An 18,828-nucleotide genomic window follows, 5' to 3' on the forward strand; every position below is an offset into this window, starting at 1 on the left:
GCGCCACCCGCGGGTTGTTTATTACGTTTTGCTTTCTTGGCGAAGACGGGTGACGCCCGGCATTTTCGATTCGCGTCTAGTCACCATCGGCGTCGGAAACCGCATTGCGCTGCGCATTGGGCGGTTTCCCGTTCCTCGATGCATGACGACGCCCGCTCTCGCATCAACGCTTCACGACATTGAAGATCTTCACGGCGTTCGCGAGCGTCTGCGACTGTTCCTGCAACGAGCCCGCCGCCGCGGACGCCTGCTCCACCAGCGCCGCGTTCTGCTGGGTGACGCTGTCGATCTGCGCGATAGCCTCGTGAACCTGTTCGATGCCGGCGCGTTGATCGGCGCTGGCCGTGCTGATCTCGCCCATGATGTGCGTGACCTGCTCGACGCTTTTGAGAATTTCGTCCATCGTGCTGCCGGCCACGTCGACCAGCCGCACGCCGGTTTCGACTTTCGTCACCGACTGGCTGATCAGCGCCTTGATTTCCTTGGCGGCTGCCGCGCTGCGCTGCGCGAGTCCGCGCACCTCGGTCGCCACCACCGCGAAGCCTCGTCCCTGCTCGCCCGCGCGGGCGGCTTCCACCGCCGCGTTCAGCGCGAGGATGTTGGTCTGAAAAGCGATGCTGTCGATCACGCCGATGATGTCGACGATCTTGCTCGCGCTGCCGTTGATCTCGCTCATCGTCGTGACGACTTCGTTCATCACCTGGCCGCCCTTGACCGCGACGTCGCTGGCCTTCGCCGCCAGGCGGTTGGCCTCGTGCGCGTGGTCGGCATTGTGCTTGACGGTGTTGGTCAGCGAGTCCATCGAATGCGACGTGCGCTGCAGGCTGATCGCCTGCTGTTCGGTGCGCACGCTGAGGTCGTTGTTGCCGGACGCGATTTCGCTCGATGCCTGCGCGACCATCTCCGCCGACTGCCGCACGTTCGAGATGGTCGTCTGCAGTTGCTTGCGCATCTGATTGAGCTCGTAGTTCAGCCACGCGATTTCGTCGCGGCCATGCGATTCGATCTTGCTCGCCAGATCACCGCCGGCAATGCGTCCGACCGACGCCACGACGCGCTCCACCGGCAATTTGATGCTGCGCTGGATCGCCCAGCCCAGCACGATGCCGATCGCCGCCGCGACCGCCGACGCGGCGCCCACGGACCACACCATCCTGTCGATCCATGCGTGCAATTCCGGCGACGCGTGAACGTCGACCGAACTGCGCATGGCCCAGATGGCGACGGTGCCCACCGCGATCACCAGCGCCACCATGACCGCGAAGCCGGCCGTGATCCGGGTCGTCAACCGGAAATTTGAAAGTTTGATCATAGTCACCACGCTTGGCCTGCTGCCTCTGGAATTCATACCGATGAACCCGCCGGCTGACTGCCGGAACGATTCATGTCGACGAGGCGTGCGCGCCCGCATGGCGAGCGGCCTGGATATCCGGTCCGATATCTGTCGCCTCTGCCGGTGTTTACGGCTTTTCGCGCGGTGCGCTTTAAGGGGGTTTACGCGATTCCAGCCATGTTTTTTAAGGGTTTTTCCGGGCCGGAAATAAACGATCCGTTAACTAACCAGGCCCAGCATCAGCCCGTCTCACGCTCGACGAGATGAAAACCCACGTCGGTCACCCTCGCCTTGTCGATGCCGGCCAGCCGGTCCAGCAGGCAGCGCGCGGCGCTCAGGCCGATGCGCGTGCCGTCGACGCGCACGGTGGTCAGTTGCGGCGTCGTTTCCGTCGCGAACTCGAGGTCGCCGAAACCGCAGATCGCCAACTGCGACGGCACGGCGAGGCCCATGCGTTTGGCCGCGCCGAGCACGCCGATCGCGAGCAGGTCGGAGCCGCAGAACACCGCGTCGAGAGCGGGCGCCTGCCCGATCAGCGTCGGCAACGCGGCCTTGCCGACGGCCACCGAACTCGGCGGCGCGACGAGCACCTCGGCGATCTCGCGGATGCCCGCCTGCGCGAGCCGCTCGCGAAAGCCGTCGCGGCGCGCGAGCGCGCGGTCGTCGTTCGCGGACACGAGACCCGGCGCGCGCACCTTGCGCCGCAGAAAATGCTCGGCCACCGCCGCGCCGATCTGATGATGCGAAAAGCCCACCAGCATGTCGATCGGCGTCGCGGTCATGTCCCACGTTTCGACGATCGGCATGCCGACGTTGCGCAAGCGCTCACGCAAGGACTCCGTGTGCGCGACGCCCGTGAGCAGCACGCCTTCCGGGCGGCGGCTCAGCACCGCGTCGAGCAGCGTCTCTTCGTTCGAATCGCTGTAGCCGCTCAATGCCAGCAACACCTGATAACCGGCGCGCGACATGGTCTCGCTGAACACCTGGACCGTTTCGGAGAAAAGCGAATGCGCGATGGTCGGCACGATCGCCGCGATCAAGCGCGAGCGTGACGACGACAGGCCGCCTGCGAGACGATTGGGCACATAGCCGAGCTTCTGCACGACTTGCCGCACGCGTTCGAGCGTTTCCGGCGCGACCGTCTCGGGGCTATTGAATACGCGCGACACCGTGATCGGCGCGACGCCCGCCAGCGCGGCGACGTCGGTGATGCGCAAGCCTTTGGGGCCGCCGCGCATGCGCCTCGCGGGCGTGGCCGCTTCCGGCGCCTCGGGGCTCGCGGCGGCGCTCGGCTCGTCATTCGGCATGATTCAGTCAGGGAAGTAACGTATCGCGCTCATTGTAGTCCGGGCCTCGTCACGAGCGCGGCCGGAGCACCCGCGGTTCACGCGCCAATGGCGCTTCATTCGGTCACCGGCACGCGGCTCGACGCGACGCGAGCGCCCCGCTCGCGACGCAGGAGCAGCAACGTGACGGTGGCGAAAATCAGCAGACAGGTCGCCGGAATCAGCATCGGCGCCTTCACGCTGCCGGAGGTTTGACGGACCCACGGCACCAGATTCTGCGCGATGAATCCGCCGATGTTGCCGAGCGAATTAATCGCCGCAATGCCCGCCGCGGCACGCGCGCCGACGAGGAACTTCGGCGGCAGCGTCCAGAAACAAGGCAGCAGCAAATACATGCACGGCGCACCGAAACACAGCGCGATGAAACGCAGCGTGTTGGTCGGCAGAAACACGGCGCTGAGAAAACACGCGACGCCGAGCAAGGCGGCCACCAGCATCGCGACGAGCGCGCGATTGCCGCCGCGCAGCTTCGAGGGCAGCCACGCCAGCACGAGCGTCGCCATCAGCCACGGAACGATGTTGAGCAAACCGTTCGTCGTATTGCTGACGCCGAAGCCTTTCACCAGCGTCGGCAGCCAGTAGCTCACGCCGTAGACGGACATCGACAGCATCATGTAGTAGAGCGCCATGCCGATCACGCGCGGCTCGGTGAGCACGCGCAGCAGCGACGAATGCGCGCCGACGCTGGACTGAATCCGCGCGCGCTCGGCGTCGAGCGTGTGCGTGAGCCAGCTTTTCTCGTCGGCGGACAGGAAGCGCGCCTGTTTCGGCGACGCGGGCAGCAGGAACAACACGACGACGGTCAGCAGAATCGACGGCAGCCCGGTCACGATGAACACCAGTTGCCAGCCCTCCAGACCGGCGAGTCCGCCCTTGTCGAGCAGCCACCCGCAGATCGGCGCGCCGAGCATGTTGCCGAGACTGCTGCCGAGCGTGAAATAGCCGAGCATGCGCACGCGGTGCCGTGACGGAAACCACAAGGTCAGGTAATAGATCACGCCGGGATACAAGCCCGCTTCCGATGCGCCGAGCAGGAAACGCAGCACGTAGAACGTCGTCGCGTTCTGCGTGAAAGCAAGCAGCACCGTGACCACGCCCCACGTGAACATGATGCGCGCTATCCAGCGCGGCGCGCCGTACTTGTGCAGCAGCACGTTGCTCGGCACTTCGAAAATCAGATAGCCGATGAAGAACAGCGACGCGCCCAGCCCATAAGCGACCTCGGACAAACCGAGGCTGCCGAGCATCTGCAGTTTGGCGAAACTGATATTCGAGCGGTCGATGTAGGCGACCAGATAGAGCAGCCCGAGCAGCGGCATCAGGCGCAGGGCGAGGCGGTTGATCAGACGCGATTCGTCGATCGCGGGGGGCGTCGCTGGTGTCGTACCTGGTGTGGTGATGGTCACGGTGTCTCCTGCGCTCGCGTCGAATGCGCGAGCTGTGGGTGTGCGATGGATCGAAACCGCTTCAGCGCATTATTGTTTTTGTGCGCGCCACTGCGTGTAAGCCGCCAGGGTTTCCTCGTTCGGCGGATAGGTGCCGCGCAACGGACGGCCTTCCTCGATACGCTGCGTGATGAACGCTTCGAGCTGTTCCTGCTCGGCGGCGTCGCGCGCGACCTCTTCCGCCATCTCGCGCGGCACGATCACGACGCCGTCGACATCGGCGACGACGATGTCGCCCGGATAGACCGGCACGCCGCCGCACGCGATCGGCACGTTCATATCGACCGCATGGTGTTTCGCCAGATTCAGCGGCGCGCTCGCGCCGGCGCACCAGATCGGCAAGCCCAGTTCCGCGATCGTGCCGCTGTCGCGCACGGGACCGTCCGACACCATGCCGGCCACACGGCGTTTCGCGAGACGCAGCGCGAGGATCGAGCCGACCGATGCGACCGCGCGCTCGCCGCGGCAGTCCTGCACCAGCACGCTGCCAGGCGGCGCCGTCTCGACGGCTTTACGCTGCGGATGGTCCGGGTCCTGGAACACGCCCACGTGATCGAGGTCCTCGCGCGCCGGAATGTTGCGCAGCGTGAACGCCGGGCCCACGACATTGGGTGCGCCCGGCACGGGTTTGACGAGCGGCGCGACGCCTTGCAGAAAGACATTGCGCAACCCGCGCTTGAAGAGTTGCGTGGTCAGCGTCGCCGTGCTGACGTGGCGGAGTTGTTCGAGTGTCGCGTCGCTGACGCTGATTTCGGATGCGGTCATGACAGGGTTCTGGTTGAGTTAGTGGATCTCGGGCTCGCTGCGCGGCGTGAGCGGCGCGCCGTCCGGCGCTTGGCCGCCCGGCGTGACTGGTGTTTGATTCTGCTGTTGCACGGCCTGGTTCAGCGGCTCTTCGAGGAAATCGAAGTCGCAGCCCTTGTTCGCCTGCGTGACGTGCAATTGGTGCATCACGCCGAAGCCGCGCTCGAACGGAAGCTTCGGCGCTTGCCACGCGGCCTTGCGCGCGCCGAGTTCCGCGTCGCTGACGTCGAGATGCAGCCGGCGCGCGGGCACGTCCAGTTCGATCAGGTCGCCGTCCTTCACCAGCGCGAGCGGGCCGCCGACAAACGACTCCGGCGCAACGTGCAGCACGCAGGCGCCGTAGCTGGTGCCGCTCATGCGCGCGTCGGAAATGCGCACCATGTCGCGCACGCCCTGCTTCAGCAGCTTTTGCGGAATCGGCAACTGGCCCCACTCGGGCATGCCGGGCGCGCCGACGGGACCGGCGTGCTGCAGCACGATCACCGAATCGGCGGTGACGTTCAGTGCCTCGCTGTCGATGCGCGCGGCCATGTCCGCGTAATCCTTGAACACGACGGCCGGACCGCGATGCTTGAGCAGATGCGCTTCCATGGCGGCCGGCTTGATCACGGCGCCGTCCGGCGCGAGATTGCCGGTGAGGACCGCAAGCCCGTCGCTGGCGACGAGCGGATTGCCGCGTCGGCGGATCACGTCGTCGTTGAAAATCTCCGCGCCGGCGATGTTCTCGCCGAGGGTCGAGCCGTTGACCGTCAATTGCGAACCGTCGATCAGTTCGCCCAGTTCGAGCAGCAACGCGCGCAGGCCACCCGCGTAGAAAAAATCTTCCATCAGATACTGGCCGGCCGGACGCAGATTGCCGAGCACCGGCGTGATGCGCGCGAGTTCGTCGAAGCGCGCGGTCGTCAGATCGATGCCGGCGCGCCGCGCCACCGCCACGAGGTGGACGATCGCATTGGTCGAGCCGGACATCGCCAGCACGGTGGTCACCGCGTTATCGAAGGACTTCGCGCTCAGGATGTCCAGCGGCTTGAGATCGGTCCACACCATCTCGACGATGCGCTGGCCGGTCAGCGACGCGAACTGCGCATGCCGCGAGTCCACCGCGGGAATCGACGAAAAGCCGGGCAACGTGAGGCCGAGCGCTTCGGCGGCGCTCGTCATCGTCGAGGCGGTGCCCATCGTCATGCAATGGCCGGGCGAGCGCGCGATGCCGCTTTCAATGCCCTTCCACTCCTCTTCCGTAATCTTGCCCGCGCGCAATTCGGCCCAGTATTTCCACGTGTCCGACCCGCTGCCGAGCGTGCGGCCGTTCCAGTTGCCGCGCAGCATCGGGCCCGCCGGCAGATAGATCGCCGGCAGATTCATGCTGATCGCGCCCATCAGCAAACCGGGCGTGGTCTTGTCGCAACCGCCCATCAGCACGCAGCCGTCGAACGGATAGGACTTGAGCAGCTCCTCCGTTTCCATCGCGAGGAAGTTGCGGTACAGCATGGTGGTCGGTTTCTGGAAAGGCTCGGCCAGCGTCATCACCGGCATCTCGACCGGAAAACCGCCGGCCTGCCAGATGCCCCGCTTCACTTCCTCCACGCGCTGCTTGAAATGCGTATGGCACGAGTTGATCTCGCTCCATGTGTTGACAACCGCGATGACCGGCTTGCCCATGTAATCCGACGCGTGATAGCCCATTTGCGCGGTGCGCGAACGATGGCCGAACGAACGCAGGTCGTTCACGCCATACCAGCGATAGCTGCGAAGCTCTTCGGGTGTTTTGCGGTTCGATGACACTGACGTCTCCGTGGTAGCGCTACCATGCCGGCCCAAGCGTTTGGGCCGTCGGTAGCTTTCTCAATGGATGCGATGGTAGCGATACCATTGCGCGAGGTCAGCCAGGGTTTACCTCTCAAAGAACCTGACCGGGGATTATTGGCGGCGCAGCAGCCACATCAGATACGGCCCGCCGACGAGCGTCGCGATCACGCCGGCCGGCATCTGCTGCGGAAAGATCATGTTCCGTCCGAGCCAGTCCGACAGCACCATCAGCAAGCCGCCGATGAGCGCCGCGACGAGCATCTGCGAACGCGCGCGCGGGAAGCCGACGAGCCGCGCGAGGTGCGGCGCCATCAGCCCGACGAACGACATCGGGCCGATCACGACCGTGGCGCCCGCCGTCAGGATCGCCGCCACCACGAGCAGCATGAGCCGCGCGCGTTTCGCGCCGACGCCGAGCGCATTCGCCACGTTCGCGCCGAGCGGCAGGATCTCCAGCCAGCGCGCGCCGAGACCGGCGACGAACACGGCGGCGACCGTGCAGAGTGCGACGGCGATCGCCGTCGCGGGCAGGATCATGTAGGTCGAGCCGTACAGCAGCGGGCGCAGCAAGTTGCCGTAGGCGCCGCCGCTCGACGTCGCGAGCATGACGACCGCCTGCGAGAACGCGCTGATCGCGATGCCCGCGAGCAGCACGTGGTCCGGCGCGAAACCGCTGCGGCGACCGAGCGCGACGATCGTCAGCAGACACGCCAGCGCGCCCGCCGACGAGCCCGCGAGCAACACGGGCGTCGAAGGCGTGCTTGCGACGACGGCCGCGGCCAGCATGCCGAGCATCGCCCCGCCGCTCACGCCGAGCAGATCGGGGCTGGCCATCGGATTGCCCGTCACGCGTTGCAGGATCGTCCCGGCGAGCGCGACCATCACGCCGGCGCCCAGCGACGCGACGAGCCGCGGCACGCGCCAGAACCACACGTCGTTCCATTGCGCGGCGTTGGTCCATTGCCAGCCGTGCAGCGTGACAGAAAAGCGCAGCGATACGACGACGCCGACGATAAGCAAACCGCCGAGCAGCAGCGCCGGCACGGCCAGCGCGCGGCGCGGCGGCGCGCTTTCCGCCGACGCCGGACGCGGCGCCTCGATATGCATGCGGCGCAGCATCCACAGCAGCAGCGGACCGCCGCAGAGCGCCACCGCGGCGCCCGTCGGCAGAAGCTCGCCCAGTACGCCGGGCAAGCTCTGCACGGCCTGATCCGCGATCGCGAGCAGCAGCGCGCCGACGAGCGGCGCCCACAGCAACTGATCCTTCAGCCGGCGCGCGCCCATCAGGCGCGCGAGCACCGGGCCGCCGAGCCCGATGAAGCCGATCACGCCGACCGCGCTCGCCACGAACGCGCTCAGGATCACCGCGATGCCGAGCGCGACGGGCCGCGTCCATGCGAGCGACACGCCGAGCTGGCTCGCGCTGCCGTCGTCGAGGGAAAACAGCGTGAGCGGGCGCACCAGCAGCGCCGCGGCGACGCCGCACGCGAGCACGCGCGGCAGCAGCCAGACGACGCTCGCCCAGCCGTTCTGCACCAGCGAGCCGCCGCCCCAGATGAACACGGACGTGAGCGAGCGCTCGAAGACGATCGTCAGCAGCACCGACAGCGCGCCGCAATACAGATTCACGATCATGCCGGCCAGCACGATGGAGACGGCGGCGAAGCCCTTGCGCCAGGTCATCGCCAGCGTGGCGAGCATCGCCAGCGCGGCGCCGGCCAGCGCGACCGTGAAGCGCATGTCGGCGACGAGCGCGGGCGCGACCACCGCGGCGATCGTCAGCGCGAGATACGCGCCCGCCGACACGCCGAGCGTGAGCGGTTCCGCGAGCGGATTGCGCAGCACCTGCTGGAACACGACGCCGGCGAGCGACAACGCCGCGCCGGCGATCAGCGCGATCGCGACGCGCGGCAGCCAGCCATAACGCACGACCAGTTGCGGCAGCGTCGCGTCGGCGCCCGACAGTATGACGCCGGGCCATTGCGCGACGGGCAGCCGCGCCGACAGCGTGTGATAAACGAGCCACGCGGCCAGCATCAGCAGCAGCGCGGGTAGCCGCCAGGCGCGCGGCGCGGCGGTGGCGGCGACGGTCGCCGTCGAGCGGTTCATACGGTGACTCCTTGCAGCGCCTGCGCGAGATGGTCGGCGAAGCGCATCGACGCGACGACGCCGCCGAGCGGCGGCAGCGGACGGATGTGCTGCACGCGGTTCTGCCTGACGAACGGCAGCGCGCGCCACAACGGGCTTCGCGCGAGTTGCGTGGCCACGGCGGGCGGCACGCCGATCGTGACGACCTGCGCGTCGGCATGTTTCGCGAGCGCGCCGAGGTCCGCTTCCGTCATGCCTTGCGGATCGGCGTAGTCCTGCCACGCGTTGTCGATTCCGAGCGCGTTCAGCACGCCGCCGAACAGGCTGTTTCTGCCGAATACCGCGATGTGCCGGTCGTCGATCGGGCGAAGCAGATAGACAGGACGCCGTGTCGCGCGAAAGCCCGCGAGACGCGCGGACGCGTCGGCCAGCCGCGCGTTCGCGCGCGCGAACAGCGCATCGGCCGCGGGGCCGCGGTCGAGCGCATCGGCGAGCTTGCGGGTGGCGGCGTGAACCGCCGGATAGACGTCGATACCGGGGCCGAACAGTTGCACCGTGAGCGTCGGCGCGATCCGTTCGAGCAAGGCGCGCAGCGGCGCGTGCCACGGCGTGATGACGATGAGATCGGGCTTGAGCGCCGCCAGTACCTCGAAGTTCGGCTGGTACAGCAGGCCCGTGTCGACGACCGAAGGCGGCAGCGGCGGATCGCCGTCGAGCTTCGCATACCACGAGGGACGCGACACGCCCACGGGCGTCACGCCGAGCGACAGTACGACTTCGGTCAGCGGCCAGTCGAGCACGACGACGCGCGCGAGCGAAGCCGCGGCGCGCCCCGCCGCCGGGTCCGCGAGCGGCGCGGCAGCGAACGCCGGGCGGGCCAACGAAGCGCCCGATGCCGCGAGCGCCGCCGTGCTCAAACCGGCGAGCGCGAGACGCCGCCGCCTGTTGCTAAACCGCGTGCCTGCCGTCATGACGACGTGTGCCGCGTGCCATCCGCCCGGCCCTTCCTCATCCGCATCACCATTGGTAGCGTGCCGTCCCGAGCACCGTACGCGTCGCGCCCCAGTAGCAAACGGCCGCCGTCGTGCAGTACGAGATGTACTCGCGGTTGAACAGGTTGTTCACGTTGAGCGACAGGCGCCAGTTCTGGATGTCGTAATGCGCGCCGAGATCGACGAGGACGCGCCCCGGCACCGTGAACGTGTTGGCCGCGTCGCCCGCCGAGCTGCTCATGTAGCGCACGCCCGAACCCATGCCGAAGTTGCGCAGCGGTCCGCGGTGGAACGTGTAATCCGCCCACAACGACGCGGAGTTGCGCGGCGCGATGGTCGGCCGCTTGCCGAGGCTGCTGGACGCCGTGTTCCGCGTCACCTCCTGGTTGACGAACGTGTACGACGCGATCAGCTTCACGTTCTCGCTCACGTTCGCATGCGCTTCCAGTTCGACGCCGCGCGAGCGGACCTGGCCGGTCTGGATCGCGTAGCCCAGGTGTTGCGGGTCGGTCACGGAGACGTTGTCCTGCGTCAGGCTGAACGCGGCGAGCGAGAAGAAGCCGTCGAACCACTTGGGCTGATAGCGCACGCCGGCTTCGACCTGCTTGCCCCTGGTCGGCGAGAACGCGGCGCCCGAGTACGACGCGCCGAGCACGGGCTGGAACGAACGCGAATAGCCGATATACGGCGCGATGCCGTTGTCGAACTCATAGGCGAGACCGGCGCGCCAGGTGAACGCGTGGTCGTTCGAGTGGTAGGTCGTGCTGCTTCCCGTGGTGAGCGATCTGGTCTGCTGGTTGCCGCCCGTCCAGTCCTCGCGAACGCCGAACGTCAGCACCCAGTTGCGCCAGCGCGCCTCGTCCTGCGCGTACACGCCGACCGTGCTCAACGAATAGTCGAGACGCGTGTTGGCCCGCTGCGTGGGCAGCGACGAGAAGTTCGGGTTGTACAGGTCGACCGTGCCGAGGACGGAGTTGCCCTCCGTGTCGCCGAGCATCGAGCGCTGATAGTCGAGACCGAACAGCAAGGTGTGCTGGACGGAGCCCGTCGTCACCTTGGCCTGCGCGTGGGTATCGACCTGGAACTGCGAGTAGTGCTCGTTGTCGACGTTGCCCCACATCGACACCGTGCGCTTATCGGCGCCGAGCGCGCTCGTCACCGAGGTCTGGTAGTAATGCTGGTCGATGTGCAGGTAGCGCAGGTTCTGCGAGATGCTGACCTTGTCGTTGATCGCGTGATCGAACTGATAACCGAACCAGTACTGGGTGCGGTGCATGCCGTCGCGGTCCGGATCGCCGAAGTATTTATCGGGGCCGAGCTGGCCGTTCGGATTGGCGAACAGCGTCGCGCCGGCCGGCACGGGATTGAACATGCCGCCGTTCGGATCGCGCTGGAAGCTGCCTTGCAGCGTAAAGGTCGTATCGCGGTTCGGGCGGATCGTGACCGACGGCGCGATGGCGAGCCGCTGGTCCTTGATCTCGCTGACCTGCGTCTCGGCGGTGCGGGCCACGCCCGTCAACCGGTAGAGCACGGTGCCGTTCTTGTCGACGGGGCCGCTCAGGTCGAAGCCCAACTGATAGTTGTTGTGGTTGCCGATCTGCATCATCACTTCGTGGTACGGCTGCTCCATCGGCAGCTTGCTCACGTAGTTGACGAGGCCGCCAGGGCTGCCTTGTCCGTAGAGCACCGAGGCCGGACCATGCAGCACTTCCATCCGCTCCATGAAATACGGATCGATGCGCGGCGTCGCGAAGCGCGGCGACTGATACAGATGCAGGCCGTCCAGATAGGAGTCGAGCGGGAAGCCGCGGCCGTAGAGCTGATCGAAACGGATGTCGGTGCCGTCCTGCGAATAGACGCCGGACGAGTAGCGCAACGCCTGGTCGACAGTCTGCGCGCCCTGGTCGTCCATCTGCTGACGCGTGACGACGGACACGCTCTGCGGATTCGTGAGCAACGCGGAATCCGTCTTGGTGCCGGTCATCGACCGTTTCGCGACGTAACCGACGCCAGGTCCCAGCGGATCTTCAGCGGCGCTGCGCACCTGGACGGCAGGCAATTCCTTCGCGGCATCAGCGCCGGAGGCGGGTGCCGGCGACTCTTGCGCGTGCGCGCCGAAGCCGGCCAAACCTAGCATCAACGCGACGTAAATCGGACGCAGGTGCGGCAAGCCGCGCTCCTGCAGAGAACTGCGCTTCCCTGCTTGCTCAACCTTCATTCTTCTTGTTCCCCTTTCTTGTATCCCCGAGTCAAGGCCGGCGATCGGGCGCCAGCCTTGGTGCCCGCTGATTCTCTCAAGACGCGATATTAATGTAAACAATAATCAATCGCATTCAATGACCGAATTGCTCGGTACACGGGACAGAAAGCTCCGCTCGGGCGCGCGCAGAACGCGCCCGAAACGGAGATCGAAGATGAACGATGGTCACGACTTGAACAGCAACGGCTCGGCCATGTCGACGACGGGTCGAGCGAGCAACTCCCCGAGCTGCGTAGCGAGAACCGGATGGTGGACGATGCTGGAGTGACTCGCGTCGACCTCGAACGCGTGCAGCCGCCCAAGCGTGTGATGCGCCCAGGCCATCCTGCGTCGCGGGTCGGCGATACGCAGCGCGCGCCACACGTGCAGATCGGCGACGATGCGCGGCAGCGTATGCCGCGCCATCAGCGCCGCGTGCAGCGAGTCGGCGGCGAGCGCCTGTCGAAGCAGCGACGGCTCCGCCTGCTCCAGCAATATCAACTGGGGCGCCGCAGTGTCCGCATTTTCGGCCACCGGTTCGGGGCCGTCCTCGCGATGCGTCGCCGTATCGACGATGCCGACGAACGACACGCGCTTGCCGCGCCGCTCGAAATAATCCGCGATGGCGATGGCGAGCCGGCCGCCGAACGACCAGCCGAGCAGCGCGTAGTCCCCGTCAGGCTGTAGCGTCTCGATGCACTGCGCGTAGTGCGCGGCGAGCGCCTCGAACGTGTCGCCTTGCCACGGCTCGCCCCGCACCGCGGGCGCCTGTATCGCGATCAGGCTGACGCGGCCGTTGAGCGCCTGCGCGAGCGTCCGATACTCGCCGACCATGCCGTAGCCCGGATGCAGACAGAACAGCGTGGCGGCCGTCCCAAGCGCGTTCAACGGCACGGCCGGCAACAGCGCGGCACGCGACGGCGCATCACCGGCGCAAGCGCTCGCGCCATGCGACCGGCGCCGCGCGAACCAGCTCAGGAGCGCGTCGGAAGGCGGCACCGGCAGGCTTGCCTCGTAGGCGGCGCGCGCGGTCCAGCTTGCGGCGACAGCATCGTGCCGGGCCAAGGTTTCGAGCGATTCAGGCACGGACCGCAACCGCGCCGGAGCGTCGGGCAGCGGCGCGGCGGCACGCAGATGCTCGAGCAACTCGACGAGCGCACGCTCGAACGACGCGGCGAGATTGTCGGCCAGCGCAGCGGGCACGCACTGCGGCGCGTAGCCCCAGTTGAACGTCAGCGAGTCGCCGGCAATCCAGCCGTTGATGTCCAGCGCGCGATCGGGAAGCCGCGCGCGAGGCGCGATCGCGTCGCCCGACGACTCGCTCGCGAAGCCGAAGCGGCTGGCGTCGTCGAACGTCTGGTCGAAGCGGCCCAGGTAGTTGAAGCCGATCTCGGACACCGGCAGCGCGCGCATCGTCGAGCGGCTCGCCGCGTCCGCGCAGCAGGCGAGCAGTCCCCAGCCGAGGCCGCGCAGCGGCACGTCCGCGAGCCGCTCGCGCACGCGCAGCAGCGCGTCGGCGGGCGTCGTGCCGCGCGGCAGCGCGAGCGGGTATTGCGTGGTGAACCAGCCGACCGTGCGGCTCAGGTCCGCGCCGTCGATCACGTCCTCGCGGCCGTGGCCTTCGAGTTCGATCAGCACTTCGTCGCGCGAGACCGCCTCGCCGATGGCGAGCGCCAGCGCCGCAAGCAGCACTTCGTCGACACGCATCCGGTACGCGCGCGGCGCTTCGCGCAGCAGGACGGCGGTCAGTTCGGGCGAGAGTTTTTTCAGCAGCGTCTTTTGCGGCTCGGGATGCGGACTGCGTGCCGGAAAGAGCGGACCGGCGCGCAGCGCGGGGACGTCGAGCGTGGTTTGCCACCACGCCAGTTCGGCGATGCGGTCCGATGATTCCGCGTATTGATGGAGCGCGCGCACCCAGGCGCGCCAGGACATCGACGGCGGGGGCAGCGCGATGGGCTCGTCCTGCTCGGCCTGGGCGTAGGCGGTTTGCAGTTCCTCGAGCAGCACGCGCCAGGAGACGCCGTCCACCGACAGATGGTGGATCGCGATCAGCACGCGCGTTTCGTCCGGGGTCTCGAAGTGGCCGATGCGCCATAGCGGGCCGCGCCCGATGTCGAGGCTCGACTGGAGGCGCTCGCAGGCCGCGGTGAGCGCTGACAGTGAGGACAGGTGTTCGTGGTGGACGATGGCTGTCTGTGTTGCCTGCGTTGCCTGTGTTGCCTGCGTTGCGTGTGTTGGCTGTGTTGGCTGTGTTGGCTGTGTTGCCTGCGTTGCCTGCGAGCCCGCCAATGCTTGCGTCACGTGTGCCGCGTCAGCCACTTCAACCGCCCCTGCCGCCTTCACCGCCACCTGTTTCCATCCCCCCGTCTCCTTCACGAACCGCAGCCGCAACGCGTCGTGCCGCGCCTCCAGCGCCCGCGCCGCGCGCTCCAGCGCCGCGGGTTCCAGACGCCCCCGCACCTTCAGCAGCACCGCCTGGTTCCAGTGCGACTCGCCCTGCGGATAGCGCTCGAAGAACAGCCGCTGGATCGGCGTCAGCGCCAGCGCCGCGCCATCGTCGACCTCCTGCGCACCGCCCGCTTCGAGCCGCTGCGCGCGCTGCGCCAGGCCCGCCACCGTCGGATGCTCGAACACCTGTCTCGGCGTCAGCCGCCATCCCGCCTCGCGCGCCCGCGCGATGATCTGCAGGCTCTGGATCGAGTCGCCTCCCGCCTCGAAGAAGTTGTCCGTCACGCCCAGATCGTCGCGCCCGAGCACCGCCGTCCAGATCGACAGCAACGCCGACTCCACCTCGCCCGACGCCGCCACCCGTTCGCGCGCGCCCGCCTGCGGCGCCGGCAGCGACCCGCGGTCGAGCTTGCCGTTGGGCATCCACGGCAGCCGCGCGAGCACCGTCACCGACGACGGCACCATGTAGCCCGGCAGCTTCTGCTCCAGTTCGCGCTGCAGATGCGCGGCGTCGAGCGTGGTTTGCGCCGCGCCCTGCGCCGGGCGAGGACCGTTGCCTCGTTCGTCGCGTGATCGATCGCCCGGCACATCGCCTGGTGCCTCGCGTGATTGATCACGAGACGCCCGGCCTTTCAGCTCGCCGGACACATCGCCGGATACGCCGTCGTCATTCCCCGACTGGTTGCGGGATGCATTAGCCGATATGTCACCTGACAAGCCGTCGCCTGACACGCGACCCAGCGCATCGCCAGAAACATTCCCCGTCATTTCACCGGATACATCAGCGAGCACATCACCTGATACATACGCCGCGAGCCGCTGCTTCTGCCCCTCGCCCACCACGATCACCGCCGCCTCGCGCACGCCCCCGCACTGCCGCAGCACCGCCTCGATCTCGCCCAGCTCGATGCGCTGGCCGCGCAGCTTCACCTGCTGGTCCAGCCGACCGAGGAACTCCACCGTGCCGTCCCCGCGCATCCGGCACAGGTCGCCGCTGCGGTACATCCGCGCGCCCGGCGCACCGGACGGGTCCGGCACGAACCGCTCCGCCGTCAGGCCCGGTCGCCCCAGGTACCCGCGCGCCACCGTCGGCCCGCCGATGCACAGCTCGCCCAGCCCGCCCACCGGCGCCTCGTCGCCGAACGCGTCGAGCACGCGCGCGGTGCGCCCCGGATACGGATGGCCGATCGGCACCGTCACCTGCCGTGCGTCGTCCGCCTCGGTGCGACGGTACAGCGCCGCCACCGTCGTCTCGGTCGGCCCGTACAGGTTGTCCAGCCGGATGTCCGCGAGCGGCCCCGCGCGCCAGTGCGCGAGCGCGTCGCCCGGCAGCGCCTCGCCGCCCACCGTCACCTGACGCAGCGCGAGCCGCGCGCGCGGCGGCGCATGATGCTGCCACTGCTGCCACAGCGCGGTCGGAATGCGCGCGAACGTCACGCGCCGGTTCACGAGGCGCTCGCTCAGGCTCTGCAGGTCCCACGGCTGCACGCCGCGCATCTCCACCGTCGCGCCGCGCAGCAGCGCCGGCAGCGTCTCGTGCAGCGCGACGTCGAAGCTGATCGTCGACGAGTGCAGCACCGTGTCGCGGCCGTCGATGGCGTAGGTCGCGAGGAAGTCCTGAAGATGGGTCCACAGCGCGCCGTGGCTCACGCCGACGCCTTTCGGGCGGCCCGTCGAGCCGGAGGTGTACAGCACGTAGGCGAGCTGGTCCGGGTGCAGCGGGGCGTCGATGTGGGCGGTGAGGTTGTTGTGGTGTGCTGCGTCGCTCCGGCCTGCTGCATCGTTCTGACCTGCTGCTTCGTTCTGACCTGCCGCTTCGTTCTGACCTGCCGCTTCGTTCTGATCTGCCGCTTCGTTTCCGCCTGCTGCTTTGCTCCAGCCTGCTGCGTCGCTCCAGCCTGCTGCGTCGCTCCAGCCTGCTGCGTCGCTCCAGCCTGCCTGACCCCGATCGCTCGCACCGTTCTGCATCGCCAGGCCGATACGGCGCTGGGCATCGCTGTCGTTCGCCGCATCAGCACGGCTTGCCGCACCAGGTTGGCTGGCCGCATCGATGCCGCCAGCCACCTCGCCCTGCCTGACTCCATCCGTGACAGCCAGCGGCACCGAACCCACCTCAACCACCTCACACCCCGCGAGCACCTCCCCAACCTGCTCCGCACTCGCCCGATCCGCCACCACCTCGGCAATCCCCGCATCCCCGATCATCTGCGCGAGACGCGCCACCGGATACCCCGGATCCAGCGGCACGAACGCCCCGCCCGAGCGGATGATCCCCAGCAGCGCCGCGACCAGCGCCGGCCCGCGCGTCACGCACAAGCCCACGCGCCGCTCCGCGCCCACCCCGCGCGCGACCAGCTTCGCGGCCAGCGCCGCCGACCACGCATCCAGTTGCGCATAGGTGAGCGACGCGTCCTCGCAGCGCAGCGCCACCGCCTCCGGCGTGCGCCGCGCCTGCGCCGCCAGCGCCGCGCCGAGCGACTCGAACGGATACCGCCGCAACGCCACCTCAGGACACCCCGCCGGCAACGTCAGCGACCCCACCCGCCGCTCGATACCCTCCGCCATCTGCGCGAGCACCGCTTCATACTGCGACGCGATCCGCTCCACCGTCCCGGCATCGAACACATCGGCCGCATAGTTGAACATCAGCCGCAACCCGCGCCCATCGTCGACCACGTTCAGCACCAGATCGAACCGCGCCGTATCCGTGCCGCCCGCCTCCGGCTCCACGACGAGACCCGGCATCGCCACCGCCGCCTCGCTCGTCGCCTGCTCCAGATTGAACATCACCTGGAACAGCGGCGAGCGGCCGAGATCGCGCTCGATGCGCAACGCGTCGAGGACACGCCCGAACGGCGCCGCCTGATGCGCATGCGCTTCGAGCACGCGCGCATGCAGCCCGGCCAGCAGCGCGCCGCACGGCATGCCGCCGTCGACGTCCACATCGATCACGAGCGTATTGACGAAAAAGCCGATCAGCCCTTCCGTCTCGCCGCGCTGTCGTCCCGCCGACGGCACGCCGATGCGCACGCCCGGCTGTCCGCCATAGCGGTACATCAACGCGGCATAGGCGCCGAGCAGCACCGTGAACAGCGTCGTGCGCCGCGCGCGCGCGAGTTCGCGCAAGCGGCCGGCGAGTTGCGCGTCGACATCGCGCCGGCAGCGTCCGCCCTCGATGCCGCGCACCGCCGCACGTGGCCGGTCCAACGGTAATTCCAGCGCGGGACGCTCGACACCCAGTCGCTGGGTCCAGTACGCGAGATCGTCGGCGAGCGCGCCGTCCCGCCACTCGTTCTGCCACGCGGCGACATCGCCGAAATGAATCGTCAAAGGCGGCAATGCGCGCGACAACGCCGCGCCTTCGCCCGCGAGCGCCGCGCGATACAGCGCCGCGAGTTCGCGAACGAGCAGCGACTGCGACCAGCCGTCCGACACGATGTGATGCACGACGATCGACAGCGCGTGACGCTCCGCATCGAGCGCGATCAGATCGACGCGCAACAGCGGCCCTTGCGTGAGATCGAACGGCTCGCGCGCGGCGGCACGCAGCGTGTCGCGCAATTGCGCGGGATCGTCGAGCGTGCGTTCACGCCAGAAATAGCCCGCCTCGTCCGCGATACGTTGAACCGCGATGCCGCGCGTCTCGACGAAACGCACACGCAATGCGCCATGCCGGGCGACGAGCGCATCGAACGCGCGGCGCAGCGCGTGAACGTCGAGGCGGCCCGTCAGACGGATCGCGCGCGACAGGTTGTACGCGGGGTTCCGCGGATCGAGTTTCCATAGGAACCACAACCGCTCCTGCGCGGGCGCGAGCGGATAACACGCCGAAGCATCGACCAAGCCGCCGGCTTCATCCGCTTCTGCCGCATCACGCGACAACGGCACGATCGGCAAACGCGCGGGATCGACGCCCTGCTCGCGCGCCTTCTCGCGAAAGCGTCGTCGGCGTTCCGGCGACAGGGCGGCGTATTTGCGCGAGATCGCGAGCGCCTGGTTCGCCGCATCGGTGGAGGCATTGGTATTGCCACCGGCGTTGGCATCGACATTGGCATCGACATTGGCACCGACATTGGCACCGACATTGGCACCGGCATTGGCACCGGCATTCACACCGGTATTGGCACTGGCATTCACACCGGTATTGGCACCGGTATTGGCACCGGTATTGGCACCTGCACCTGCACCGGTAGCGGCATTCGCACCGGCATCGGCACCGGCATTGACACCGGCACCGACATCAGCACCGGCTACTGATGAACCCGGCACGGCGGCCGGTCCGTTAGAGGTCGTGGTCAGCATGTTTTCAATTTGCATAGATAGG

At 67.9% G+C, this 18,828-nt stretch carries 9 protein-coding genes; all 9 read right to left on the reverse strand.

Features of this window, described 5'->3' with window-relative positions:
- Nucleotides 1-163: 163 nt before the first annotated feature.
- The 9 genes from ACOCG7_RS23210 to ACOCG7_RS23250 all read right to left on the reverse strand — a co-directional run bounded on the left by ACOCG7_RS23210 (nt 164) and on the right by ACOCG7_RS23250 (nt 18,806).
- Complete coding sequence (locus ACOCG7_RS23210) at nt 164-1,312, reverse strand: methyl-accepting chemotaxis protein (RefSeq protein ID WP_083083876.1); 1,149 nt, start codon at nt 1,310-1,312, stop codon at nt 164-166.
- 260 nt (nt 1,313-1,572) lie between these two features.
- Nucleotides 1,573-2,640, reverse strand: a complete 1,068-nt coding sequence (locus ACOCG7_RS23215; RefSeq protein ID WP_083083877.1) for a LacI family DNA-binding transcriptional regulator — start codon at nt 2,638-2,640, stop codon at nt 1,573-1,575.
- Nucleotides 2,641-2,735: 95 nt separating this feature from the next.
- Nucleotides 2,736-3,998, reverse strand: a complete 1,263-nt coding sequence (locus ACOCG7_RS23220) for an MFS transporter (protein ID WP_374709859.1) — start codon at nt 3,996-3,998, stop codon at nt 2,736-2,738.
- 156 nt (nt 3,999-4,154) lie between these two features.
- The gene (locus tag ACOCG7_RS23225) at nt 4,155-4,889 is read right to left on the reverse strand and encodes a ribonuclease activity regulator RraA (protein WP_083083878.1); all 735 of its coding nucleotides are present in this window, start codon (nt 4,887-4,889) and stop codon (nt 4,155-4,157) included.
- An 18-nt stretch (nt 4,890-4,907) separates the two neighbouring features.
- Entirely contained in the window at nt 4,908-6,713 is a 1,806-nt protein-coding gene (araD, locus tag ACOCG7_RS23230; RefSeq protein WP_244744951.1) for an L-arabinonate dehydratase, read from the reverse strand.
- A gap of 135 nt (nt 6,714-6,848) precedes the next feature.
- Nucleotides 6,849-8,846: a Fe(3+)-hydroxamate ABC transporter permease FhuB gene (gene fhuB / locus ACOCG7_RS23235; RefSeq protein WP_083083879.1), complete on the reverse strand. Its 1,998-nt coding sequence runs from the start codon at nt 8,844-8,846 to the stop codon at nt 6,849-6,851.
- On the reverse strand, nt 8,843-9,796 hold the full coding sequence (locus ACOCG7_RS23240; protein ID WP_083083880.1) for an iron-siderophore ABC transporter substrate-binding protein: 954 nt from the start codon (nt 9,794-9,796) through the stop codon (nt 8,843-8,845). The genes fhuB and ACOCG7_RS23240 overlap by 4 nt, the downstream gene beginning before the upstream one ends.
- Before the next feature lie 46 nt (nt 9,797-9,842).
- The gene (locus tag ACOCG7_RS23245) at nt 9,843-12,035 is read right to left on the reverse strand and encodes a TonB-dependent siderophore receptor (RefSeq protein ID WP_083083881.1); all 2,193 of its coding nucleotides are present in this window, start codon (nt 12,033-12,035) and stop codon (nt 9,843-9,845) included.
- Between the two features lie 207 nt (nt 12,036-12,242).
- The gene (locus tag ACOCG7_RS23250; protein ID WP_421380185.1) at nt 12,243-18,806 is read right to left on the reverse strand and encodes a condensation domain-containing protein; all 6,564 of its coding nucleotides are present in this window, start codon (nt 18,804-18,806) and stop codon (nt 12,243-12,245) included.
- Nucleotides 18,807-18,828 lie beyond the last annotated feature (22 nt).

This window comes from Paraburkholderia sp. DD10 (genome assembly GCF_049177125.1).
GTDB classification, from domain to species: domain Bacteria; phylum Pseudomonadota; class Gammaproteobacteria; order Burkholderiales; family Burkholderiaceae; genus Paraburkholderia; species Paraburkholderia terricola.